This window comes from Serinibacter salmoneus (assembly GCF_002563925.1).
Lineage (GTDB): Bacteria > Actinomycetota > Actinomycetes > Actinomycetales > Beutenbergiaceae > Serinibacter > Serinibacter salmoneus.
Window position 1 is genome coordinate 1,521,365 of the sequence record NZ_PDJD01000001.1, and the last position, 25,150, is coordinate 1,546,514.

The 25,150-nt window shown below is 72.1% G+C and carries 15 protein-coding genes; 4 read left to right on the forward strand and 11 right to left on the reverse strand.

Annotation, left to right across the window (positions count from 1 at the left end; all coding sequences use genetic code 11):
• Positions 1-201: 201 nt before the first annotated feature.
• Complete coding sequence (locus ATL40_RS06715) at positions 202-888, reverse strand: zinc ribbon domain-containing protein (protein WP_098468862.1); 687 nt, start codon at positions 886-888, stop codon at positions 202-204.
• Between the two features lie 60 nt (positions 889-948).
• Between ATL40_RS06715 and ATL40_RS06720 the strand changes: the two genes are divergently transcribed.
• From ATL40_RS06720 to ATL40_RS06730, 3 genes are all read left to right on the forward strand, one after another.
• Complete coding sequence (locus ATL40_RS06720; protein WP_098468863.1) at positions 949-1,476, forward strand: YbhB/YbcL family Raf kinase inhibitor-like protein; 528 nt, start codon at positions 949-951, stop codon at positions 1,474-1,476.
• Positions 1,477-1,516: 40 nt separating this feature from the next.
• Positions 1,517-2,083 carry a CDP-alcohol phosphatidyltransferase family protein gene (locus ATL40_RS06725; RefSeq protein WP_098468864.1) on the forward strand — a complete coding sequence of 189 codons (567 nt, stop codon included), beginning with the start codon at positions 1,517-1,519 and terminating at the stop codon, positions 2,081-2,083.
• Between the two features lie 148 nt (positions 2,084-2,231).
• Positions 2,232-4,706, forward strand: a complete 2,475-nt coding sequence (locus ATL40_RS06730; RefSeq protein ID WP_098468865.1) for an FAD-dependent oxidoreductase — start codon at positions 2,232-2,234, stop codon at positions 4,704-4,706.
• Positions 4,707-4,801: 95 nt separating this feature from the next.
• On the opposite strand, the gene ATL40_RS06735 is transcribed toward ATL40_RS06730, so the two are convergent.
• The 8 genes from ATL40_RS06735 to ATL40_RS06770 all read right to left on the reverse strand — a co-directional run bounded on the left by ATL40_RS06735 (position 4,802) and on the right by ATL40_RS06770 (position 22,709).
• The gene (locus ATL40_RS06735; protein WP_098470344.1) at positions 4,802-5,545 is read right to left on the reverse strand and encodes a TrmH family RNA methyltransferase; all 744 of its coding nucleotides are present in this window, start codon (positions 5,543-5,545) and stop codon (positions 4,802-4,804) included.
• A gap of 118 nt (positions 5,546-5,663) precedes the next feature.
• Positions 5,664-9,287 (reverse strand): hypothetical protein, encoded by a 3,624-nt coding sequence (locus tag ATL40_RS06740; RefSeq protein WP_098468866.1) that lies wholly within the window; start codon positions 9,285-9,287, stop codon positions 5,664-5,666.
• On the reverse strand, positions 9,287-15,955 hold the full coding sequence (locus ATL40_RS06745) for a DUF6603 domain-containing protein (protein WP_098468867.1): 6,669 nt from the start codon (positions 15,953-15,955) through the stop codon (positions 9,287-9,289). Before ATL40_RS06745 ends, ATL40_RS06740 begins: the two co-directional genes overlap by 1 nt.
• Positions 15,956-16,237: 282 nt before the next feature.
• Positions 16,238-18,187, reverse strand: coding sequence for an ABC transporter ATP-binding protein (locus ATL40_RS06750; RefSeq protein ID WP_098468868.1), 1,950 nt, complete (start codon positions 18,185-18,187; stop codon positions 16,238-16,240).
• The gene (locus ATL40_RS06755) at positions 18,184-19,917 is read right to left on the reverse strand and encodes an ABC transporter ATP-binding protein (protein WP_098468869.1); all 1,734 of its coding nucleotides are present in this window, start codon (positions 19,915-19,917) and stop codon (positions 18,184-18,186) included. The genes ATL40_RS06750 and ATL40_RS06755 overlap by 4 nt, the downstream gene beginning before the upstream one ends.
• A gap of 116 nt (positions 19,918-20,033) precedes the next feature.
• Complete coding sequence (locus ATL40_RS06760) at positions 20,034-21,209, reverse strand: SPFH domain-containing protein (RefSeq protein ID WP_098468870.1); 1,176 nt, start codon at positions 21,207-21,209, stop codon at positions 20,034-20,036.
• Positions 21,210-21,309: 100 nt separating this feature from the next.
• Positions 21,310-21,801, reverse strand: coding sequence for an NfeD family protein (locus ATL40_RS06765; protein ID WP_098468871.1), 492 nt, complete (start codon positions 21,799-21,801; stop codon positions 21,310-21,312).
• A 95-nt stretch (positions 21,802-21,896) separates the two neighbouring features.
• On the reverse strand, positions 21,897-22,709 hold the full coding sequence (locus tag ATL40_RS06770) for an ABC transporter ATP-binding protein (protein ID WP_098468872.1): 813 nt from the start codon (positions 22,707-22,709) through the stop codon (positions 21,897-21,899).
• An 82-nt stretch (positions 22,710-22,791) separates the two neighbouring features.
• Here ATL40_RS06770 and ATL40_RS06775 point away from each other — a divergent pair, with 82 nt between their 5' ends.
• On the forward strand, positions 22,792-23,526 hold the full coding sequence (locus ATL40_RS06775; protein ID WP_098468873.1) for a hypothetical protein: 735 nt from the start codon (positions 22,792-22,794) through the stop codon (positions 23,524-23,526).
• Here ATL40_RS06775 and ATL40_RS06780 read toward each other — a convergent pair.
• Positions 23,515-23,715 (reverse strand): hypothetical protein, encoded by a 201-nt coding sequence (locus ATL40_RS06780; RefSeq protein WP_098468874.1) that lies wholly within the window; start codon positions 23,713-23,715, stop codon positions 23,515-23,517. The genes ATL40_RS06775 and ATL40_RS06780 overlap by 12 nt on opposite strands.
• A gap of 65 nt (positions 23,716-23,780) precedes the next feature.
• Positions 23,781-25,013 (reverse strand): glycogen synthase, encoded by a 1,233-nt coding sequence (glgA, locus tag ATL40_RS06785; protein WP_098468875.1) that lies wholly within the window; start codon positions 25,011-25,013, stop codon positions 23,781-23,783.
• Positions 25,014-25,150: the final 137 nt, after the last annotated feature.

Genomic DNA, 25,150 nt, shown 5'->3' on the forward strand with positions numbered 1-25,150 from the left:
ACGGGTCTGACATACTCACTGTCAATGCGGCCACGAGGTAGCCGGGCACGAACCGCGACGCCACGCGTCGACCGAGCCGCCGGTCGATCCCTCCTCGAGCCATCAAGGCGTTGGAGGACTGGGCGATCACGCACCTGGCGAGGTGCTGCAGGCGCGCGAGGCCTACGACGCGGCACACCCCGCCTGACGAACGCTGCCGGATCAGGAGATCGCAGCAGCAGCGGCCGCCTCCTCAGCCTCACCCCGGGTCAGGCCGGCCAGCACCCCGAGGTGCACGACGGCGTCGCGCACCCGGGCGGTGACCTCACCGTTCGCGGCGGCGACCCTAGCCGCCTCGGTCACCAGCACCCGGGCCTGCTCCGGGTGCAGCCGCCCCTCGCCGCGTCGCCGTTCCAACACTCCCGGGAGCACCGAGGCATCGAGTTCCGCGAGATCGGTACTGAGGTGATCCAGGTCGTAGGACCGCTCCCCCGTGCTACGCACGAGGTCGACCCCTGCCCGCATGCCCGGGTGGCTCACCACCGGAGCCAGGCTGAGGACGCCGACGACGACGGCCCTCGCCGCCAGCACCGCCTCGCCGTCGACCGTGGGACCCGGACCCGGGCTCACCGAACGCCGCGTGGGATCCAGCGACGGGCCAGGAACCGCGTGCTCCACGGACATTGCGCGGCCGCCCAGGAGCACGGCCGGCGGGTAGGCGGCGTGGCACTCCTCGCAGCGCACCTGTTCGGGCGCCGCGGCGAGCGGGATCAACGGGATGAAGAACAGGTGGATGAACCACCGCCCCCGGCGCAGCGTGTACTCGGTCTCCCGCAGGCAGGTGGGGCACCAGAACCGGCCCCGGTCCACGGTGCGGCGCAGCACGTAGGACCCGAAGAGGAAGAACACCCCATGAGCCTATCGAGGTCCCCTCTGGCTCGCGTCGCCGCACCGTCGTAGGTTGGAGGCGTGGATCTCTCGCGACCGGTGGCCCCGGACCCGTACGCCTCCCTTCCCCCCGTCCCCTCCTTCACGCTGACCAGCGAGGACATCACCGACGGCGGCGAGCTGACCCAGGAGTTCGTCGCCAGCGGCGGCAACACCTCCCCCCAGTTGGCCTGGAGTGGATTCCCCGCGGACACGCAGAGCTTCGTCGTCTCCTGCTTCGACCCGGACGCCCCCACCCCGGCGGGGTTCTGGCACTGGAGCGTGGTGGACCTCGAAGTCGGCATCACCGCGCTGGAGCGCGGGTCCGGAGCCAGCGACCTCATGCTGCCGGGTGCGGCGTTCCATGTGCGCAACGACGCCGGGACCCACGCCTATCACGGCGCGGAGCCCCCGATCGGCGACCGGCCACACCGGTACGTCTTCGCGGTGCACGCCCTCGATGTGGACACCCTGGACCTGGACCCGGAGGTCTCCCCCACGGCGGTGGCCTTCACCGGGCTCTTCCGCACCCTGGGGCGCGCCACGCTGACGGCCACCTATCGCCGCTGAGCGCCAGGCCCGCGCACGCACCCACCACTAGGATCAGTGGGTGACCACACCGCCCGCTGACCGCCGGGTGTGGACGATCCCGAACATCGTCTCCTTCGCCCGGCTGATCATCCTGCTGCCGCTGGTGGCCGTCTTCATCCTGCGCGACGAGTTGTGGTGGGCGATCGGCGCGCTCGCCGTGCTCGGCGCGACCGACTGGATCGACGGCTACCTCGCCCGCCGACTGGACCAGGTCACGCTGCTGGGCACCCGGCTGGACCCCCTGGCGGACCGACTCGCGATCGTGGTGGTCACCCTCGGACTCGTCGTCATCGACCTGCTGCCGTGGGAGGTGCTCGGCGTCATCCTCGGCGTGGACCTCACGCTGACCGTGGTGGCCCTGATCTGGTTCCGCGGCTCCCCCGACGTGCCGGTCAGCCGGATCGGGAAGTGGCGCACCGCCGCCCTGCTGGTCGGACTACCCGTGCTGCTCGTGGCGGCCGCCGCCGACCTGGAGTGGCTGCGCATCGTGGGCCTCGTCCTGCTGTGGTCGGGCGTGGCCGGGCACGTGCTGGCGGGCGTGGGGTATGTCCTGGCGATGGCACGACGGCGCCCGGTCGCGACCTGATACCAGGGCGCACCTGACAACGCCCCTCCTATGGACGCCAGGGGGGAACCGACACCCCAGCGACTGGTCGTCCCGGGACCTGTGTCCCGACACGCCCGCACAGCCGAGGCTTAGGCTGAACCCACTCGCCAATACCCCCGGAGGTATCATGAAGCTCGTTGTCGTCGGTGGCGTCGCCGCCGGTGCGTCCACCGCCGCCCGCGCCCGCCGCCTGGACGAACACGCAGAGATCGTCGTCCTCGAGCGGGGACACCACGTCTCGTTCGCCAACTGCGGCCTGCCGTACCACGTGGGCGAGGTCATCGCCGACCGGGACCGCCTACTGCTGCAGAACCCGACGAGCCTGCGGGAGTCGCTGGATCTCGACGTCCGAATCGCCAGCGAGGTGATCGACGTCGACCCCACCGGGCAGACCGTCACCGTGCGCGAGCTGGACACCGGTCGTGAGTACACCGAGACCTACGACGAGCTCGCACTGTGCACGGGCGCGGAGCCCGTTCGCCCGCCGCTGGAGGGAATCGACCTGCCGGCGGTGGAGGTACTGCGCCGCATCGGGGACATGGACCGCATCAAGGCCCGTTTGGACGCCGCGCTCACCGCCCGCACGCCGGGCTCCCCGCCCGTACACGCCGTCGTCGTCGGCGCCGGATACATCGGCCTGGAGATGGCCGAGAACCTCAAGGTGCGCGGCGCCGACGTGTCCATCGTAGAGATGGCCGATCAGATCCTCCCCCCGGTGGATCCCGAGATTGCCACCCCGGTCGAGCAACACCTGCGCTCCCGCGGGGTCACGGTGCACCTGCGCACCCGTGCAGCAGCGATCCGCCCACTGGGGGCGACGGATGGCCCGGTGGCCGTCGAACTACAAAGTGGTGACACGCTGCCCGCCGACCTGGTGATCCTCGCGGCAGGGGTGCGGCCGGCGACGGAGCTTGCTGCGCGCGCCGGCTGCGAACTCGGCAGCAACGGTGGGATCGTGGTGGACCACCACATGCGCACCTCTGTGCCGCACGTGTGGGCCGCCGGCGACGCCGTCGAGAGCGACCACCCCGTGCTCCCCGGGACCTGGTTACCCATGCTCGCCGGACCCGCGAACCGCCAGGCGCGTGTGCTTGCCGAGAACGTGTGCGGCCGCGCCACCGAGTACCGCTCCACCCAGGGCACCTCGATCGTGCAGGTCTTCGAGATGGTGGCGGGGGGCACCGGCGCCACCGAGCGCCAGTTGCGCGCCGCCGACATCGCCTACGAGGCAATCCACCTGCACCCCTCGGGTCACGCGGGCTACTACCCCGGGACGGCAATGATGCACCTGAAGGTCCTGTTCTCCCCGCAGGACGGGCGAGTCCTGGGGGCCCAGGCCGCCGGGTTCGACGGTGTCGACAAGCGCTTGGATCTCCTCGCCATGGCCGTGCGCGAAGGCTTGACCGTGGAGGATCTCGAGCACCAGGAACTCGCCTATGCGCCGCCGTTCGGGTCGGCAAAGGACCCGATCAACATGGTGGGTTTCGTCGGGACGAACGTGCTGAACGGCGACCTGCGGCTGTGGCGGGCGGAAGACTTCCCGCAGGCCACCGAGGGCGCGCGACTGGTCGATGTCCGCACCCCGCAGGAGTACGAGCTATGGCACATTCCCGGTGCCGAGAACGTGCCCCTGGCAACCCTGCGCGAAGCGCTTCCCTCCTGGGATCGCGACCGGGCTGTGCGCTTGTACTGCGCCGTCGGCTTCCGCTCCTACCTCGCCCATCGCGCCCTGGTCCAGGAGGGATTCACCGACGTGGCGACCCTCTCCGGCGGCTCCACGACCTTCAAGGCCGTCCACGAACGTCCGCAGGACCGCTACGAGGCTCTTCCCGCTGTGGAGAACTACACCGAACCGGCGCTCCCGGCCGGGCCTGCCACGCGCCTCGACCTGGACTGTACCGGCCTGGCATGCCCTGGTCCCATCATGAAGCTCAGCGAGACCATGTCCTCTCTCGCCGCGGGTGACGAGGTCCGCGTCCTCGTCTCCGACCCCGGGTTCGCGCTGGACGGCCCTGCCTGGGCCAGCACTCACGGGCATCACCTCACCGACCTCACGCCACAGGGTGCTGGCTACTCCGCGACCGTCCGCAAGGGAGCTCCCGCACCTCGCCCGGTATCTGCTTCCCCGACGCCGGACAAGACCTCGATGGTGGTCTTCTCCGGCGACCTGGACAAACTGATCGCCACATTCATCATTGCCAACGGAGCGCTCGCGATGGGACAGCAGGTCTCCCTGTTCTTCACCTTCTGGGGCCTGAACGCGCTGCGCCGCTCGGACGCGCCGAGACGTGATCGCTCGCCCATGGAGCACATGATGGCCAGAATGATGCCTGCCGGGGCGGAGAAGCTCACACTCTCCCAGATGCACATGGGCGGAGCGGGTACCGCGATGATCAAGAAGGTGATGAAGGAGAACAACGTTCCGTCTCTCCCGGAACTCATCACCACCGCGCGCGACAGCGGCGCCCGGCTCATCGCCTGCACCATGACGATGGACTTGCTCGGGATCGCGAGGACGGACCTCATCGACGGCCTCGAGTACGCCGGTGTGGCGACGTTCCTTGGCGAGGCCGGCGAATCTGGCACCACACTGTTCGTCTGAGACGAGCCGCCTGCGGGCCCACCCCGCAGCGCCCGTACGACCGGTCTCGCCCTGGCGCGCCGGCCCTGAGTTCAGCGGCGAGGTCAGCGGCGAGTTCAGCGGGTGGCGTAGAACGCCACCGCGGAACTCGCCGCCACGTTGAGGGAGTCCACGCCGCCGTGCATCGGGATGGTCACGCGGCGATCGAGCAGGCGGTCGGTGGCTGCCGTCAGACCCGGACCCTCGGAGCCGAACACCAGCGCGAGGCGCTCGTGGCGTTCGGCCACGAGGTCATCCAGGGTGATGGCACCCTCCCCCAGGCTCATCCCGGCGACGACGAAGCCCCGCTCCCGCAGCTCCTGCACCCCACCCGGCCACGGGTCGATCCGGGTCCACGGCACCTGGAACACCGTGCCCATCGAGACCCGCACGCTGCGCCGGTACAGCGGGTCGGCGCAGCGCGGCGTCACCAGCACCGCATCCACCCCGATCCCGGCGGCGCTGCGGAAGATCGCCCCGACGTTGGTGTGGTCCACGATGTCCTCCAGCACCGCCACCCGGCGGGCGCCCTCCAGCACGGCGGACAGCGGCGGCAGGTCGGGGCGGTTCATCGCCGCCAGGGCGCCGCGATGCAGGTGGAAGCCCGTGAGGCCCTCCAGGAGGGGCTCCGGTGCGGTGTAGACCGGGACCTCGGGGAAGGCCTCGAGCACCGATTCCATGGCGGCCAGCCACTTCGGCGCCATGAGGAAGGAGCGCGGCGTGTGCCCCGCGGCCACGGCGCGGCGGATCACGTTGGAGGACTCCGCCATGTACAGGCCGCGCTCGGTCTCCAACCGGCGGCGCAGCGCCACGTCGGTCATCCCGGTGTACTCCGCGACCCGGGGGTCCTCGGTGCTGGTCAGCTCGATGGGCTCGGGTCTCCTCACCCGGACATTCTGCCGCCTAACCCGGCAAGCCTGCCGACCACGCCGAGACCACCTACGCCGTCCAGGTGTCCGTGACCGGCAGGTGCCGCGGGGAGCCGACCTCGATCCGCACGGTGGTCACCTCCGCCCCGATCCACAGCGCGATGCGGCGCTCCCCGGCCTCGTCGGGCATCCGCACCGCGTCGACCCGCTTCGCCGGGCGCCCCAACCGGCGCCGCGGGAGGTCCACGAGGCGGAAGGTCTCCTCGAGCAGCAGCGGACGCCCGAACGGCGGCCGCAGCACCCCGCGTCCCTTGGCCACCACCCGCATCGCCACCTCGCCCTCCGCGGGCAAAGAGGTGGCGATCAGCGCCGAGACCCCACGCCCGGAGATGCGGAACACCTCCCGGATCTCCACGAATGCCCGCGGCACGGGTTCGCTCCACGCCAGCACCGTCACGCTGCGCTCGGTGACGCGGCCGAGCGGGTCCGTCAGCCGCATCGTGACCTCCACGTCCCGAGACCGATCGGCCCGGGTGAACCAGTACGTCAGCGGTGTCTCGCCGGCGGTGCGCGGGGCGCGCGCCAGCAGCGGGCGAGCGGCGGGGTCGTGCCCGGGAGGGCGCTCGGGCAGGTCCTGCAGGCGCGCGGGCGCGGGTTCGCTCGCCACCCCGTCCAGCAGCACGGCCAGGCGGTGGGAGCCGGCGGGGGCCTCCCGCGCCGGTGCGGTGCTCCCGCTGCGCACCCGCACCTGGTGCCCGTCCGCGGAGACCGAGACGGTCAGCGGGTCCAGGTCCGGCGGATCGGGCGGCGGCAGGAACACCGGGAGCACCGGCGAGGGCGCCGAGGGGGTCCCGAGCACCGCCTCCGGGCCCAGGCGCGCCACCGGGGCGGCCACGGCCGCCACGAACCACGGGTCCCAGGACGGCGCCAACGGCACCGGATCGTTCGCGGCGTACACCGGGGCCCCGGTCACGGCGTCGACCTCGCCGGTCGGCGCGGCCGGGAGGCTCGCGCGGGGCGGCCCCATCGTCAGGTGGTCCCGTGCCGCGACCTCGGAGCGGGTCGCGAGCACCTCGAACGCGCTGACGGGCACCGCCGAGGCGCTCTCGAGCTCCAGGTCGATCCCGCTGGGCGTGACCACGGGCCGCACCACGGGTGGGTCGGGCCGCCGCACGGTCGGGGCGATCGCGGCCTGCAGGTGCGCGTGCGGCACGGCGCCGGCCGGCCACGGGGAGGCCAGGCCCGTCGTGGTCACCGTGGTCACCAGGAAGAGATGGATGTCCCGCGACCCACGCGGCAGGGCCACATCCAGCCGGGTGGGCTGGCGCGGCACCTCGCTGTGGCGCCGGAAGGCGAGCTGCCGGCTCGCGGCGGGCAGGGAGTCGTACAGGTCCCACAGTTGCTGCAGACGGTGCCCCGGCGTCGGCCCCGGCACCTTGTCCGCGGCGAACCTGGACCGCAGCACCGACTCGGACGTCTCCCACACCACCATCCGATGCACCTGGGCGGTCCCGGGATCGGCCCACACCACGCTCACGTGCGAACGCCCCCGGTCATCCGGTGTGCTCCCGAGCGGCACATCGGGCGGCAGGGGCGGCGGCACCGGGATGTGCGGCACGGGGCTGGCCACGACGGCGGTGGCCGGGTCCTGCGGGCGCGGTGAGTAGGCGGTGGGTGCGGGATGGCCCACGACGCGCAGCCGCGCGAACACCCGCACACCCCAACGCGAGACCCCGGCGAAGTCCATCGCCCCCACGGGGAAGGTGATCCGGTACCGCCGCCCGGCATCCCCCTGGGTGGCGGTCCCGGCGGGGCGGGGCGGCGGGGGCACGGCGGGCGGATCCTCACCGTCGGGCACCGGCGTGCGGGTGAGTTCCACACCCGCACGGTCCAGACCCACCACGCCGGCACCGGGGGTGGCGGTCACGGGTTCGTCTCCCGTGAAGGTGATCGTCGCCGTGGCGTGACCGGCCGGCGGGGCGAGCGGGTCGACGGCGGGCGGGGCGGATCCCGCGGTCGCCATCGGGTAGGTCACGGCCAGCACCTCCACCCGCACGGGGGTGCGGTCCACCCACGGCACGGCGACCTCCACGTGCACCCTCGCGGGGCACAGCGTGGACCCGGTGTGGGTCGCCTCGGCGCGCACGTCCACGATCCGGGGCCCCTCCGGCGCCGGTGCCTGGCCGGTGTAGTCCACGTCACGCCAGCGGGAGAACACCCCGAACAGGTTGACGCGGGCCACGGCGTAGCCGCGATCCAGCGTGCCGGTGTGCGGCAGGTCGAGGTCCTTCTCCACGAGCGTGTCGCGGTGCAGGTCCGGGCCCGTGGTCTCGGGTGAGGCGGTCGCAAGCTGCAGCCCGCTGCCGCCGCCGATGTCCGGGGCGAGCAGTTCGACGGCGTCGCTCCCCCCGGGCTCATAGCGCAGGGCCGCGGAGGAGGTGGTCTGGGTGAGCACGGCGGTGGCCGGTTCGGCCTGCCAGGACAGCACGACCGAGTCCCGCCAGGCGCCGTCGCGCACGCCGGGCGGGGTGAGGGCGCCGCGCCGGGCGCGCAGGTCCACCACGGCGGGCGCCGCCGTGTGGGGTTCGGCCTGCGGCAGATAGGCGGCCAGGTCGACGTCGCGCTGCCCGTCCGGGAGCCGGCCGTAGTGGGCGGTGAGGAGGAACTCGCTCTCCAGCGGGTGGGTGGGCAGTTCCTCGCCCGTGTACCCGGTGGCGAAACCGAGCGCGAGCGCGCTGTAGGCGTCCGTGGCGGCCGTCAGCAGCAGGCTGCGCAGCAGCGGCAGGTCGAGTACGGCGCTCTCGTGGTCGTAGCGCCGGCCGTCCTGCTGGGGTCCGTCCACCCGGTGCCGGCGCACCTGCCGCACCTGCGCGGGCTCGGGCACCGCGAACACCGGGGCGATCTCGGGGATCAGATGCTTGCGCAGCCCCTCCACCAGGTCACCGGCGTCCGGGGGACGCCAGGTGGGGGCGAACGCGCCCGCCTCCGTCCGGGGCCACCAGCCCAGCGGCGGACCGGCTCGCTTGATGCGCTCGTGGGCCGCGTCCACCCCACCCGTCGGGGCCTCGAGCAGCCCCTGCGGCTCGGAGGTGTAGTCGGGGACGTCCCGTGGGGACACGCACAGGCCGACGTCCTCCACCGGCTTCCAGTCGTCGGCGGCGATCACCTCGTCCAGCCAGGTGGCGCTCGCCGCGAGGAGACGGGCGTTCTCCAGCACGGCCATGGTCGCGAACGGCGCCCGGGCCCGCAGACTGAGGGTGCCCGCGCCGCCGGGCATCCGGGCGTCGCAGCCCAGCACCGCCCGCGCCTCGGACGGCTCGCCGGTGCGCATCAGGTACAGGGCGACGGGCCGGTTCGGATCGATCACCTGCACCTGCGCCTGCAGGGTGGTCAGTTCCCGGCCGCCCCAGAACAGGGTCTGGCCATCGGCCTGCGAGATGACCGACGGTCGGAAGTCCTCCCGCTGGTCGGTCGGTGTGCGCACCCAGACCCGGAAGGGCACCCGCGGCGCACCGACCTCGGGGGCGATCGCCCACAGCAGATGGAGCCGGGGTCCGTGGCGCTTGAGCCGGGCGAGTTCGTCGCGATACGGATCGGTGGGCTCACCGAGCTTCTCCAGCCGGGTGCGCGCGATCTGCTGCCAGTCCAACCATGCCAGGTCCGCCCGGAGCCAGTCGGGGTCGTGGTGCCGCATCAGTCCTCCACCTCCCAGGGGGCCGCGGTCAGGGTGAGGTCGGCGATGCGGTGACGCGTGGCCGCCGTCCCCGCCACCGGGTTGCCGGCCCGCACGAGCTCCAGGTGCAGCCGCTTCCCGCGGCCGCCGGGCAGCAGCCGCACCATGATGCGGTTGCCGCCCGGCGCCACCACGATGTCCTGGACGAGCGCGGCGGACGTCTCGGCGCCCGGCTCGACGTGCAGCCAGGGGCGCAGCTGCGTGCCCCACCAGGTGGCGCTGAGATCCGCGGCGTCCACGGGCGGCTGCATGAGCGTGGGGGTGAGTCGCTCGCGGTGCAGGGATTCCGAGGAGTCCAGCACCACCGCCAGCGGCTGTGGCACGGCGTCCGCGCTCCACCACACCTGCAGCCGCGGTGCGGCCGGGATCTGCGGGACGGGGAGCCCCGCGGCCTGTACCGCCGCATCCCATGCGCCGCCCGCCGGCCGGGTGGGCAACGCCTGCACGGCCGCGGGGACGCGCACCAGTCGATGCTCGCGGCTTGCACCCGTCACCCACTGCGCGAGGTGGTCGGGTCCGGTGAAACGGGAGGTGGTGAAGTTGGCGCGGAAGACCCGGTGGACGTCGCCGCCCCCACCCTCGGGCACGGTCTCGATGTCGAGCAGGTAGTCGGTGAGGGGTTCCAGGACGTACCCGATGGTGAGGGTCTCCAGGTCGCGTGTGACGTCGGCGGGCACGCACGGCAGGTCGGAGGCCGCATCGCGCGCTGCCCGCTCCCAGGCGCCCAGGTGCAGGCTCGAGACCGTGACGGTCCGCACGGACTGCGGGTCGTCCTCGCCGTGCAGGGGGATCGGCAGGGCCTCGCCGGGGGCGCTCCCCCCGGGCGGGAGGGGATGTGCGCCGGAGGCCGAGCGCACCCGCACCCGCAGTCGGCGGCCGTAGGCCGCGAAGAGCTCCGGAACGGCCGTGTGGGACAGCGCGATCTGCACGCTCTCGTGCGTGAACCGTCCGCTCTCGCCCATCCCGGGTTCGGCGTCCAGGAGCCAGGGCGTGAGGTCGCGGGGGCAGGAGTGTTCCAGCTGCTCGGGGTCGGTGGGGTCCACCGGGTCGCTCGGGTCCGCGGTGAAGCGGAACTCCTGGGTGCGTTCGGTGTCCGCGGTGAACTCCGGGGGGCTGGTGGGCCGCTCGGCGCCCTCCGCCTGATCGTGCCACCACGTCACGCGGACGGTGTAGGCCTCGCCCGGGACCAGGAGCGCATGGCCGGACGGGTCCCGCTCCACCCCGGTGATGAAGGCCTCACGGTCCCGGGTAATCACCTCGGTGTCCCAGGCGGCACGGCGCGCCTCGGCCATCGTGGTGGCCTCCACCGCTACGAGGTAGGCCTCGCGGGGCACCTGGTCGTGCCTCTCGGCCCATCCCATGACCACGCGCATCGCGCCGTGGGCCTCGAGCTCCACCAGGTAGGCGGCGAGCAGCTTGTTGCCGCTGCGCAGACCGGAGGCGACCCGCAGGCTGCGCCCCACCGGCGCGCGCCACGGGCCGCCGGGATCGGTCCAGGTGTCCGGGATGGGCCGCGCGGCGCTGACGCGGTCGGCATCGCTCACCAGGTGCTCCTCGAGCACACCGCCGGCCTCATCGCGCCACTGCAGCACGTAGGGCGCTCGCTCCATCGGCAGGAGCAGCAGGATCCGCGCGCTGATCAGTTCCTCCTCCGCGAGCAGTTCCACCGCGTCCACGAGCGGGTCGGGACGCCAGCCGAGTTCCCCGCGACCCTTGCGGGCGATCTCCGCCTGCGCCGGGGTGGCCGCCGGGGAGGCGTCGGTGCCCTCGTGCCGCGGCGCCTGCAGGATCCGCCCGGGGCACACCGACGCGCCGAGGGCGCGGGGGTCGACCTGCGACTCCTGGTGCAGCGCCGCGAGGTCGTGCAACCGGCCGCCAGCGGCGAGGTGCGCGCTCGCCTGGGCGGTGGTGAACGTCGTCGACCCCTGCACGGTGCCGGCGGGAGGCCCCTGCCACTCCCGCGCCGTGACCTCGCACGGGACGAGGTCACCGATCACCCGGCCGGGCTGCACGTCCCACGGCGCATCCAGTTCCTCACGGCCGGTGCGCCAGGGTTCCAGCACCCGCAGGTCACGGCCCGCGGGCGCCGAGCGGGGCACGGTGCCCGGCTCGTCGGGCCAGACGATGCCGCGCAGCCGCCAGCCCGACAGGCTCGGGCCGAGAGCCTGGGCGTCGAAGGTCCACAGCTGGGGGGCTGCGGGCGCCGCGGGGCTGCACAGGTGGCCCCAGCGGCGGCGGACGCTGCCCGAGAGCGTCTCCCCGTAGGTGATCGCCGAGCTGTAGGGCTCCGGCCGCCACGTCAGCAGCCCGAGGGTGGGCGGGGCCTTCGTCTGGGTGGGCACGGCGTCGTTCCACCAGACGCACGGCGTCTCGCCGTCGCCGAGGTCCCCGATCAGTTCCACGCTCTTCAGCAGGTAGGCCCACCACCGCTCGCCGATCCGGTGCCAGGCGGAGGTGCCGGCCACGCCCGTGGTCCCCTCGGCGCCCCCACCCAACACCGCAGCCCCCGATGCCTCGGGAGCGCTGGTGAAGGAGATGACGACCACGGCGTCCAGGGGCACGCTAGGACCAGCGGAGCCGTCCGTGGCGGCCCGCCCGAGGATGCCCTCGATGCTGCGCCCGGCGCCCGCGCCCTCCAGGAGCACATCGCCGCGCCCCATGAGCGCCACGTCCGCGACCAGGTCCGGCGGCACCAGATCGGGCTCCGGCTCGGAGCCGATCGTGAGGGATACGCACGCCTGCACGGAGAAGAAGAAGAAGCTGATCTTCCCGCAGACCTCCCCGTGGATGTAGGGGTGGTCCACCTCGCGGGGGGTGCCGCCGGGATCGGTCTCGATGCGCTTGCCGACCACGATCGTCAGCGTCGCCGAGACCCCGAGGGAGGCGATGAAGAGCATGAGTTCGCCGCGGATGTAGATCTTCCCCGCGAGGTAGAACGGGTCGAACCCGAGGATGGCGTCGAACCCCGCGGCGACCTCGACGTACAGCCGGGCGGGCTTGGAGCCCATGAGGACGGCCGAGAAATGGAAGCCGGTCGCGATCGCGAGGCCCGTGGTGCCGGGAAGGACGTCCGCGGGGACGTCATCGGCCCCGATGCCGTCGCCGTGCACCATCAGGTACCCCGAGGCGGTGATGGTGTCGAGCACCTCCACGCGGATCCTGTCGTGGTAGCTGCCGAGGTCCACCCGCCACGCGTCGGGCTGGGAGCGGGAGAAGAACGCGGTGACGGGCACGTGGATCGCGAGGATGCGGTCGATGCTGTAGTCCGCGACCACCCCCAGGGTGATCGTGCCGGCGCCGAAGTCCACATCCAGGACCGCCAGGAACGTGGCGCTCTGCTCGCTGCCGAGCGCGGGCGGCGCGGAGAGCACATCGGCCTTGAGGATGAGCAGCAGCCGGGGTCCGGGCAACTCGATCATGAGGATGCCCTTGAGGTGGACGACGTAGCCGCCCTCGAGGGTGCCGAGCAGGATCCCGGCGGCCAGGGCGTAGGCGCCGGGTTCGTGCGCCCAGCCGTCGGGGTGCATCACGCTCCCGCGGGGTGTCCCGAGCTGTTTCATCACCCAGTCCAGGGCCGGCAGGTCGGCGTGGGGGTTCTCCACCCGGCCCATGTTGATCCCGACTCCGGCCATGAGACCGAAGATCCCCAGGCCGGATCCGCCCAGCAGGATGGGCACGGGGAACTCGACCTCGATCCCGACCAGCACGCCGGTGACACCGTCCACCGTCTCGATCACCAGCGTGGCGGCCGCGCGGATCTCGATCGGCACGATCGTCACGTCGATGGTGGCGCGGAATCCGGCCTCGGTGAAGGAGAAGGACCCGCTGCCGCGCACGGCCCCGGGGATGTCCAGGGAGACGCCGAGCTTGGTCAGTTCGAATTCGCCGGTGCCCAGGTTCGCGCGCACCCGCAGGGTGTCCACCGTCAGGGGGCCGAGTTCCACCCCGATGCCGGCCTCCACCTCCAGCATGGTGGGGTTGTCCCGCGAGACCCGGACGCCGAAGATCCGCAGGATCTCATCCAGGGGCTCGACGGCGCGCACCGAGTCGGGTTGGATCTCCAGCTCGTAGCCACGGTCGGGGTCGAACACGGGCACGGGGACGGCGACCTCGCCGTCCTCCCAGCCGACCTTGACCCCGAGGGCCTGGTAGCGCACCCGGACCGGCTTGTCCGGCGGCACCGAGACGATCTCGAAGTCGAAGGAGAAGGCGACCTCGACGTCCAGGAGCAGGGCCACGGCGCCGGCGTCGCTGTCGGCGCGGGAGCCGTCCGGCGCGATGATCCCGTCGCTGATCTGCAGCTCCGCCCCGTGCAGGGTGATTCGTTGGGTCTGGAAGACGTCGGAGATCCCCAGCGCGATGCCGCCGAGCTGGACGAGGGCACCGGCCGCCGGGGAGAGCTCGGCCACGGCGGCGGCCAGCGGCCCGATCACGAAGAAGCCGCCGGCGGCATCCAGGGCCGTGGCGTTCACCGAGCCACCGCGGCTGCGTTCCAGCAGTCCGTCGATATCGCCCTCCAGGGCGCGGAACTGGGCCGTCACCTCCCAGGCGCCGCCGTCGCCGGCCACCCGCAGCCGGACCCGGAAGGCGCAGACACCGTCCAGGGGGTTGGGTCCACGACCGCCGAGGGGAGGCTGACCGCCGGCGTCCAGGGCGGCCTCGGCGGCGGTCTGGATGTCGAACTCGCCCCAGAGCTCGCACCGGATGAACTCCCCGCGCAGCAGTTCCACCTCCAGGCCGAGCCGGCGGAAGCAGTCCGGCTTCCCGCTGCGTGCGGGGGCGGGGTCGCGGTCGATGACCGGGGCGGGCGCCGGCCGCTGCAGCCGGGCCCGCAGCGGTGGGGCGGATCCGGCGGTCGCGGAGACCCGGACCCGCCACCAGTGCCCGCTCCCGGGCGGTGCTGCGCTCTCCCCGGGGACCACCGGGATGCCGTCGCGGGCGTGGGTGTGCCCATGGGCGAGGACCGGGTGGGTGACGGTGTACCCCGCGGCCTCCAGGACCCGGGCGACGGACTCGGCACGGCGACGGGAGAGCTCGAGGTTGTACGTGGCCTGGGCGTCGTCTCCCTCGTAGGAGGCGTAGCCGTCCACTCTGACGGCGCCGGGGAAGGCGGCGAGGCTTCGCCCGGCGAGGGCGGCGAACGTCTCACCGGTGGGCGCGGCTCGGCGCGAGGTCGCGGGGATCGTGCGGATGTGGGTAGCCACGGAGGACCACGCGGCGGTGTTCTCGTGCGGCTCGGGGGTGTCATAGCGCAGGTAGGCGTCCAGTGCGGGGGGCGCCGCGGCGGTGAGCGTAGCGGTCACCTCGACCTCCTCGCCGACGGCGAGCGGCACCTCGGCCGTGGCCGCCGGCGCGCCCGTTCCCCCGCCCGGCCACGTCCAGGTGGCGGAGGCACCCGAGGCCAGGGCGAGCGTCGCCGTGGCGGCGCTCTGGCGGACCAGCATGATGCGGCCGCCCTCCGGGGTGAGGGTGGTGACCCTGGCGGCGGGGGCACCTCCCGGCGCCGACCCCGGCGCGGCCGGGGCACGCCGGGCGGTGAAGGTGGCGGCGGTCGTGCCGCCGGGAGAGGCGGCGGTGACCTCGATGCTCACGGTCCCGCTCGCGGGAACGGCCAGGGTGGTGCGATCGCCCGCCACGGGGGCGCCGTCGACCCGCAGCGTGAGGGCGATCGGCGCGAGCCCGCCGTTGGAGTCGGCGACGAAGAGGCTGCCGTCCGGGACCAGGTCCTCACCGCCCGGGGTCGCTGAGATGTGAGCGCCCGACGGGGTGACGTAGCGACCGAGGATCTCGGGGTCACCGCCGGTGTTGATCACCTCGGCGCCGAACGTGCCGGTGACACCGGCATGGGCACCCAGGCCGATCCAGAGGTTGCGGACCCCCGCCGAGACGGCGAGGTCGTCCATGCCCGGCGTGGCCACGTAGAGGCGGACCTCGGGAAGGTAGACGCCCTGCCACGCCGCCGGCATGGCGCGGGCGCCGGCGGGCACACCCTCGGGTCCGGAGTCCCCCGAGAGGTCCAGCACGGCGGTGCGGAAGGCGAACCCGACCCCGGAGCCCGGGCCGATGAGGGCGTGCGGCGGGCTCATCTCCAGCAACTCATAGACGTCGTCCACCGGGTCCCCGCCGGTGGTGGCCGAGACGAACGAGAACCCGACCCCCGCACCGGGCTCCTGGTGCAATCGGGTGACCAGGCGGGGCAGGAGCAGGCGGACCTGCTCCCGCGCCGGGTCCGGCTCCAGCACCCCCTGGGTGCCCAGCCGCGCGCCGGTGAGGAAGGGCAGGTGGATGGACACGCCGGGCACGTCGAGGTCGAGACGCCAGGCTCCGTCGGCGCTGCCACCAGGGCCGGTCAGGCGCTCGGCGAGACTGAGCGTGACGTCGGTGCCGAGCAGTTCCACGGGCGTGGCGCCGCCGTCACCCCCGATGCGGCCGGTCGCGGCGTCGATGAGGCCGCCGCTCGCGCCGGCGAGGTCGAGGACGACCTCCCGCACCCGCCAGGTTGCGCCGTCCTCGGTCACCTCCCGGGGCGTCAGCCCGGTGGTGTCCACGGCTTCCAGCGGGCCGCGCAGGCCCTCGAGCAGGTCCCCGTCGCGCAGCGAGGCAGGCAGGTCGTCCCAGAGGCTCGGCACGATGACTCCCGGTGCCGTGGACCGCGGGCGGCGGCCCTGGCTCTCGTCCTTCCTCGCGGATCGCGCCGGCAATCCGTGGGGTGGCGGCGTCCGAGGTCACCGTGCCATCTGCTGCCATCTGTTGCCATCAGCAGACATCAGCGGCCACCGGTCGTCGTCGCTCGCCGGGGCGCCCCACCGCGCCCCGACCGCCTCGCGTGCACCGCGTCACGATGGGACGGCGCACCCCGTCAGAGTATGACCCGCGTCACACCGAGCACAAGACCTACCGGGTCCGGGGCCTCAGACCTCGTCCTCGGTCGCGGCCGCCGCGAACTGACTGGCGTAGAGCCGCGCGTAGGCACCGTCCGCCTCGAGCAGCGCGCGGTGGCTGCCCTGCTCCACGATCTGCCCGTGCTCCATCACCACGATGGTGTCGGCCCCCGTGATCGTGGAGAGCCGGTGCGCGATCACGAACGAGGTGCGGCCCACCCGTAGGGCGTTCATCGCCTCCTGGACGAGCACCTCTGTGCGGGTATCCACCGAACTGGTGGCCTCGTCCAGGATGAGGATCGAGGGGTCGGCCACGAACGCCCGGGCGATCGTCAACAACTGCCGCTCACCCTGGGAGAGGGCACCGCTCTCGCCGCTGACCACCGTGTCGAAGCCCTCCGGGAGGGACCGCACGAACTCCTCCACGCGGGTCGCCCGCGCGGCGCGCTTCATCAGCTCGGTCTGCTGCGCGGTGGGCTCGGCGCCGGGTTCGGGGAGGATCGGGTACAGGATGTTCTGCGCGATCGTGCCCTCGAACAGCCACGTGTCCTGCAGCACCATGCCGATCTGGGAGCGCAGGGCGTCCCGTGGCATCTCACGGATGTCCACGCCGTCCAGGGTGATGCGGCCGGCGTCCACGTCGTAGAACCGCATGAGGAGATTCACCAGCGTGGTCTTACCGGCCCCGGTCGGGCCCACGATGGCGACCGTCTCCCCCGGCGTGGCACGCAGGTCGAGGTGCCGGATGAGGTCGACGCTCGGGTCGTAACTGAAGGAGACGCCCTCGAAGGCGACCTCGCCGCGCACCTGGCTGGGGGCAGTGCCACGCTCGGCCTCCTCCTCATGTGCGTCCAGGATCCCGTAGATCCGCTCGGCCGAGGCGGCCCCGGACTGCAACTGCGTCATCATCGAGGCGATCTGGCTGATGGGCTGGGTGAACTGGCGGGAGTACTGGATGACGGCCTGCACGTCACCGATGCTGAGCTGACCGGCCAGCACGCGCAGGCCACCGACCACCGCGACGGCCACGTAACTGAGGTTGGAGATGAGACCCATCACCGGCTGGATGGTGCCGGAGATGTAGTTGGCCCGGAAGGTCGCCTCGTACATCTCCTCGTTGCGGACGCGGAAGGTCTGGCGCATCTCCTCCTCCTGGCCGAAGACCCGGACCAGGTCGTGGCCGGTGTAGGACTCCTCGACGTGCCCGTTCAGCTCACCCGTGGTGCGCCACTGGGCGATGAACTGTGGCTGTGCGCGCTTGGCGATCAGCACGGTGACCACGCCGGAGAGCGGCACGGTGACCACCGCGATGGTGGCCAGCACCGGCGAGATCGCGAACATCATCCCCAGCACGCCGACCACGGTGAACACCGAGACCACGAGTTGCGACAGGGTCATGTTCAGCACCTGGGAGACGTTGTCGATGTCGTTCGTCACCCGGGAGAGCACGTCACCGCGGCTGGAGCGGTCGTAGAAGGACAGCGGCACCCGGTGCAGCTTGTCCTCCACGCGGCCACGCAGGTTGTACATGGTGCGTTGCACCACGATCGCGGTCAGGCGGGCCTGCTGCCACCCCAGCAGCCACGCGCCGACGTATACGGCGAGCGCGGTGCCCAGGGTGGTGGCCAGCGCCGCGGTGTCGAGGCCCGCGCCGGGCGTGAAGTCCACCGTGGAGAGGATGTCGGCGTAGGAGTCCTGGCCCTGATCGCGCAACAGCGCAAGTGCTTGCTCCTCGTTCAAGCCTTCCGGCAGGTTCCGCGAGAGCAGCCCGGCAACCACGATGTTCGTGGCGTTCCCGAGCAGCTTGGGGCCCAGCACGGTGAGCACCACCGAGACCGCGCCGAACACCAACACGCTCGCCACCAGCAGGCCGTGTCCGCGCAACTCACCGAGGAGTCGCTTGATGGTGCCGGTGAAGTCCATGGCCTTCTGGCCGGGGGCCACACCCCCGGCGCCCGGTCCCGGTCCACGCCCGCTCATCGTGCCTCCTCCAGGCTGAGCTGGGAGGCGACGATCTGCGCGTAGGTCGGCGAACTCTCCAGCAGGTCCTCGTGGGTGCCGCTCGCCACGATCCGCCCGGCGTCCATCACGTGGATCGTCTCCGCGGAGCGGATGCTCGCCACCCGTTGCGCCACCACCACCACGGCTGCCTCGCGGGTGCGGGGCCGCAGCGCGGCCCGAAGGGCGGCGTCCGTGGCGTAGTCCAGCGCGGAGAAGGAGTCGTCGAACAGGTAGATGCGGGGTTGGTGGACCAGTGCCCGGGCGATCGCGAGTCGCTGGCGCTGGCCCCCGGAGACGTTGGTGCCGCCCTGGGCGATGGTGGCCTCCAGGCCCCCGTCCATCTCACGCACGAAGTCCGCGGCCTGGGCGACCTCGAGGGCGTCCCAGAGTTCGTCGTCCGTGGCGTGCGGCTTCCCGAACCGCAGATTGCTCGCGATGGTCCCGGAGAACAGGAAGGCGCGCTGCGGCACCAACCCGATCGCTGCGGTCAGGTCCGGCCGCGCGAGGTCCCGCACGTCCACGCCGTCGATCCGCACGGCGCCGCCGGTGGCGTCGAACAGCCGCGGGATGAGGTTGAGCAGGGTGGACTTGCCCGAGCCGGTCGATCCGATGATGGCGGTGGTCCGCCCCGGGGCCGCGACGAGCGAGACGTCACGCAGCACCGGCTCCTGCGCTCCCGGGTAGCCGAACGAGACCCCCTCGAGGACCACCGTCCCGGTCGGCTCGGCGATCCGGCGGGGTTGCGTGGGCTCCACCACAGTGGGCTCGGAGTCCAGCACCTCCTGGATGCGACCGGCGGAGACGGCCGCGCGTGGACCGAACATCAGCATCATCGTGGACATCATCACGGCCATGAGGATGAACATCACGTACTGCAGATAGGCGGTGAGTGAGCCGATCTGCATCTCGCCGGCGTCTACCCGTAGACCGCCGAACCAGGTGATCGCCACCATCGAGGCGTTCATCACCAGCATCACGCTGGGGAACATCAACGCCATGAGTTTGCCGACCAGGAGCGAGACGTCCCGCAGGTTCCCGTTCGCGACGGCGTACCGCATCCGCTCGAAGGGCTCGCGCACGAACGCTCGAATCACCCGGATGCCGTGGATCTGTTCGCGCATCACGCCGTTGACGTCGTCGATCCGTTTCTGCATGGTGCGGAAGCCCCCGACCATGGGTCGCACGATCAGGAGCACGACGACCACGAGCACGGGGATCACGATCACCAGCAGCCAGGCGAGCACGCCGTCCTGTGCGATCGCCATCGCGATGCCACCCACCAGCATGATCGGTGCCATCACGATGATCGTCATCGTGAAGAACACCAGCATCTGCACCTGCTGGACGTCGTTGGTGTTGCGCGTGATCAGCGACGGCGCGCCGAAGGAGCCCATCTCCTGCCGGGAGAAGCGCATCACCCGGGTGAACAACGCCTCCCGGAGATCGCGCCCGACCCGCATCGCGACCTTGCTGCCGTAGTACACGGCCACGACGGCGGTCACCGCCTGCACCGCGGAGATCGCGAGCATGATGCCGCCCAGACGCCAGATCTCCTCGATGTCACCGGCGATCACGCCGCCGTCGATGATCTCGGCGTTCAGTGTGGGCAGGTACAGCGAGGCGACGGTCTGCACGAGCTGGAGCACCAGCACCACGGCCACCAGCCCCCAGTAGGGCGCCAGGGAGTTCTTCAGGAGACGAAGGAGCACCCGCACACCGTACGCCCGCCTGCTGACATCGGGTACGGAAAAGCCTCCGGGGCGGCGCGCCGCCCCGGAGGCTTCTCTCACCTCTCAGGCTCCCGCACGCGGGAGCACACATCGGCTCACTCCGGCCGCATGCCGCCCTGTGGACCGGGCTGCTCCCCGGTACCGAGATCGACCGTGGCGGCGGGGTCGCTGGGCGGCGTCGCACGTCGCCGACTGTGCACGGTGGCGTCCTGGGCCTGGTGCGTCGCCTCGGACGCCTCGCTACGGGCCTGACGGAGCGCCTCGCTCGGGTCCTGCAGCGCGGTCTCGGCAAACGCGTCGTCGTCACCGAACGTCGGGTTGCGTCGCGCCCGTTCCGTGGCCGACTCCCCGGCCTCCCCCGAGCCGTCCGTGCTGGGCGGGGCGACCGCACCGCCGCCGAATGCGCCCGCGATGCCGTTGAGCGCCGCGGTGAACTCGGTGGGGACGATCCACATCTTGGAGGAGGAGCCGTTGGCGATCTCCGGGAGCTTCTGCAGGTACTGGTAGGCCAGCAACTTCGGGTCGGCATCGCCGCGGTGGATGGCCTCGAACACCTGCAGGATCGCGCGGGACTCACCCTGCGCCTTGAGGATCGCCGACTGCGCCTCGCCCTCAGCCCTCAGGATCGAGGACTGCTTCTCACCCTCGGCCGTCAGGATCGCGGACTGCTTCACGCCCTCGGCGGTGAGGATCGCGGCGCGGCGGTCACGTTCAGCCCGCATCTGCTGCTCCATGGAACCCTGCACACTGGCGGGCGGGTCGATCGCCTTGAGCTCCACGCGATTCACGCGGATCCCCCACCGCCCGGTCGCATCGTCCAGCACACCGCGCAGTTGCCCGTTGATCTGGTCGCGGCTGGTGAGCGTCTGCTCCAGGTCCATCGAACCGATGACGTTACGCAGGGTGGTCACCGTCAACTGCTCGATACCGGTGATGTAGTTCTCGATCTCATACGTCGCGGCCTTCGGGTCCGTCACCTGGAAGTAGATGACGGTGTCGATGCTCACCACGAGGTTGTCCGAGGTGATCACGGGCTGCGGTGGGAAGGAGACCACCTGCTCACGCAGGTCCACTCCTGCGCGCACCCGGTCCACGAAGGGGATCAGGAAGTGCAGTCCGGCGTTCATCGTGGAGCTGTAGCGGCCGAGACGCTCGACGATCAGCGCCGTGGCCTGCGGCACGATCTGCACCGCGCGAATGATCGCGACGATGATGAAGAGGGCCAGGAGGCCGAGCACCACGAGCCCGACGACTGATCCGGGGTTGTCCATACCAGGTCCTTTCGACGACCACCACGCCCCCCGCGCGGTGGAGAGATGAATTCAGCCGGCGGACGGCGCACTCGCGCGCGCCCCGGCCACCGGTGCGCGCCTAGCGATCACCATCCGGCGTGGGGTAGGCAGGTGGCGCGTCGGAGAGCAGTTCGTCCTGGATCTCCGAGGCGGGGGCGACGATCGCCGTCGCGCCGTCGATCCGCAGCACCCGCACCTCGGTGCCGGCCTCGAGCACCCCGGGGCCGGAGAGCCGGGCACTCCACACCTCACCGTCGAGCTTCACGCGGCCGTCGCGTTCACTGACGGCCTCGGTGACGATGGCCGCCTGGCCCACCAGCGCGGCGGTGTTCGTGGCGACCTCCGGGGTCTGGGTGCGGAATCGACGCAGTGCCCAGGGCCGGATCGCGACCAACAACAGTGCAGCGACGACGGCGAACACGATTACCTGCACCGGCAACGGCGCACCGGCAGCCGCCGCCACGGTCGCAGCGAGCGCACCCCCGGCGAGCATGAGGAACACCAAGTCCACGACGAGTACTTCCACCAGGGCCAGAATGAGCGCTGCGCACAGCCACAGAATCCACATCATCGTGACCACCTCCCTTCCCCCCAGCGTACGCGTCCCCGCTCAGGATCGGGAGCGCCGGCCGGCGCTGTGTGCACACCGACGGTCCGCGCGACCGATCAGCCGCCGTGCCGTGCCTCTCGGGACTCCCCGCTGGCCCGCGCCGCCCACCGGTCACCGGCCCGTGTGAGCGTGATCGGCACCCCGAACGTGGCGGTGAGGTTCTGCGCGGTCAGCACCGACTCGATCGGGCCAGCCGCCTGCACCGCGCCGTCCCGCAGCATCAACGCGTGGGTGTAGTGCGGGGGAATCTCCTCCACGTGGTGCGTCACCAACACGGTCACAGGTGAGTTCGGATCCGCGGCGAGTTCGGCCAGCGCCGCCACGAGTTCCTCGCGGCCACCCAGGTCCAGACCGGCGGCGGGCTCATCCAGCAGGAGTAGTTCCGGATCCGCCATCAGGGCGCGCGCGATCTGCGCGCGCTTGCGTTCGCCCTCCGAGAGAGTCCCGAAGGTGCGATCGGCGAGGTGAGCCATGCCGAACGCGGCCAGCAACGCAAGCGCCCGTTCGTCGTCGACCGACTCGTAGGTGTCACGCCAGCGGCCCGTCACGCCCCAGCTCGCGGTGCGCACCACGTCCAACACGATCTCGGTGCGCGGGATGCGCTCGGCGAGTGCGGCGCTGGCCAACCCGATGCGGGGCCGCAACTCGGCGATGTCCACGGCGCCCAGCGTCTCCTCGAGTACCTCCACCCGCCCGGAGGTGGGGTGCATCCTCGCCGAGGCGAGTTGCAGCAGCGTGGTCTTCCCCGCGCCGTTGCGGCCGAGGATCACCCAGCGCTCCCCCTCCTGCACCTGCCAGGTGACATGGTTGAGGATGTCGTTCCCGGAACGGCGGACGGTTGCGTCATCGAGCGCGAGCACCTGCGTCATGTCTCGACCCTACCCAGACGGGCACGTCGATTCGGTGAGGCGCGCGCCCGCACCCGCCGCCGCGTGGTCGTAAGTTGGAGCGGTGACCGATCTCCCTCGTTCCGTCGCCCTTGCCCTGCTCTGGCCCCGGCTCGTGGCGGGTTCACGTCCGGCCCTGAGCCTGTTGACGGGCGACGACGAACCGCACCGCCTGCAGGACGCTCCCCTCCCCGTGGCGCTCGCCGACCTCGGCGTGCACGAGGTGTGGGCGGTCCTGCCCAGCGCCGGGGACCCCCAGGGACTTCCCCCCGCGGCCTCGGCCGCCGGGATCGAGGCAGGTGAGGCGGTCGTGGCACGCACCGCGTCGGGCACCTGCGTGCTGGTCCCCGAGGTCACCCCGTTCGGCTCTGCCCTGGAGCCCGGCTGGATTGTGACGTGGCAGGCGTTCCAGGGCCCGCCCGCCCCTCCCGCCGGGGTCGCCCTCTCCGAGGTGCGCCGCGAGTTGCTGGAGGCGATGCACGACGTCATCGAGGAACTCACCCGCCTGGACGTGGCCAGTGAGGACCCCGAGGTCCGCGAGGCGCTCCTGGACCTACGCGCCGAACCGGACCGCGCGACCACGCAGGTCCTGCAGTCCCTCGAGGCGCCGGCCGCCGAGGTGCTCCTGCAGGCGCTGCGACTGGAGACCGTCGTGGCCCTCGCCCTGGCGGGCGAGGGCGCCGCCCTCTCGGCGAGCGAGGCGGCGGCCAGGTCTGGCGCCCTGGTCCGGCTGCGCGGTGCCGCGCGGGCGGCCGTGGCCGTGGCCAGCCGGCACGGCACGTGTAGTTCACGCCGATGAGCAGCTGCCGTCACTGGTGGAGGCGACCAAGGCACTGACGCACGTGGTCAGCACGATCATCCAGGGTGTGGTCCCGCCGTAGGAGATGCCCTCGACGGTGAAGGCGAACGCCGTCACGCACTGTTCACCAGCACCGGCGGCGCCGTCCACCTCGCGCACCTGGGAGGTGCTACGAGCCACCGTGGACATCGGGCACGGGCTGCTCCCCTGGTCTTCGGCGCCGCAGGGCGCCGGCTCCACCGAGGCCGGCAGCGCTAGCGGCCGAGCACCGTGCGGTATACCTCGATCGTTCGCTCCCCGATCGCGTCCCAGGAGAAGTGGTCCTCGACCCGGCGCCGGGAGGCCTCCCCCATCGCGGTGGCTCGCTGCGGGTCGCTCACCACCGAGGCGAGCGCCTCGGCGAGATCCCGCTGGAAGGTGTCGGGATCGGTCGGTGTGCCGGTCCCATCGCTCGCCTGGTCCAGCGGCACGAGCAGCCCGGTCTCGCCGTCGGCGACGACCTCCGGGATCCCGCCCGTCGCGGAGGCCACCACCGGTAGCCCGACCGCCATCGCCTCCAGGTTCACGATGCCCAGCGGCTCGTAGATCGAGGGGCACACGAACACCGTGCTCGCGGCCAGCACCGCGATGAGTTCCTCCCGCGGCAGCATGTCCGGGATCCAGACCACGCCGTCCCGCTCGGTGGAGAGCTCCTCCACCAGCCCCGTGACCTCGGCCATGATCTCCGGCGTGTCCGGCGCACCGGCGCACAGCACCACCTGCACGTCCTTGGGCAGCCGGCGCACGGCGCGCAGGAAGTACGGCAGCCCCTTCTGCCGGGTGATCCGGCCCACGAACACCACGGCGGGACGGTCCGGGTCCACACCGCGCGCCCGGGCGAGCTCTCGCGCCCGCTCGGTGAGGCGGCCGTCCGGGCCGATCGGTCGGACCCAACGGTCCAGGTCGATACCGTTGTGCACCACGTGCACGCGTGCCGGGTCGACACCGGGGTAGGAGCGCAGGATGTCCTCGCGCATGCCCGCGCTGACGGCGATGATGCCCGCGGCACCGTGGTAGGCGGTGGACTCCGCCCAGCTGGACAGCGCGTACCCGCCACCGAGCTGCTCGGCCTTCCACGGCCGCAGGGGTTCGAGGGAGTGCGCCGAGAGCACGTGGGGGATGTCGTGGAGCAGCCCGGCGAGGTGGCCGGCCATGTTCGCGTACCAGGTGTGGCTGTGCACCAGGTCGGCCCCCGCGACGTCGTTGGCGATCGCGAGGTCGACGCCGAGGGTGCGCAGGGCCGGGTTGGCCTCCGCGAGTTCCGGCAGCGCGTCGTAGCCTGTCAGGGTCACGCCCTGCGGCGCCACGCCCGCCGCACGCGGACCGTCGAATGCCCGCACGTGCACATCGAGGTGCCGGGCGAGCACCGCGGAGAGCTCGGCCACGTGCACACCCGCCCCTCCATAGATGTGCGGCGGGTACTCGCGGGTCAGCAGGTCAACACGCATGCGGCGACGCCTCCTCGGGTCATGGTCCCCGTGTGGAACCCACCCACGATCCTGCCAGGTCAGAGCCGACTCGGACACCATCCACCATGCGGAACGCTGGGTGAGATTTTGTAGCACCGCACCCCCGCGACCCCCTA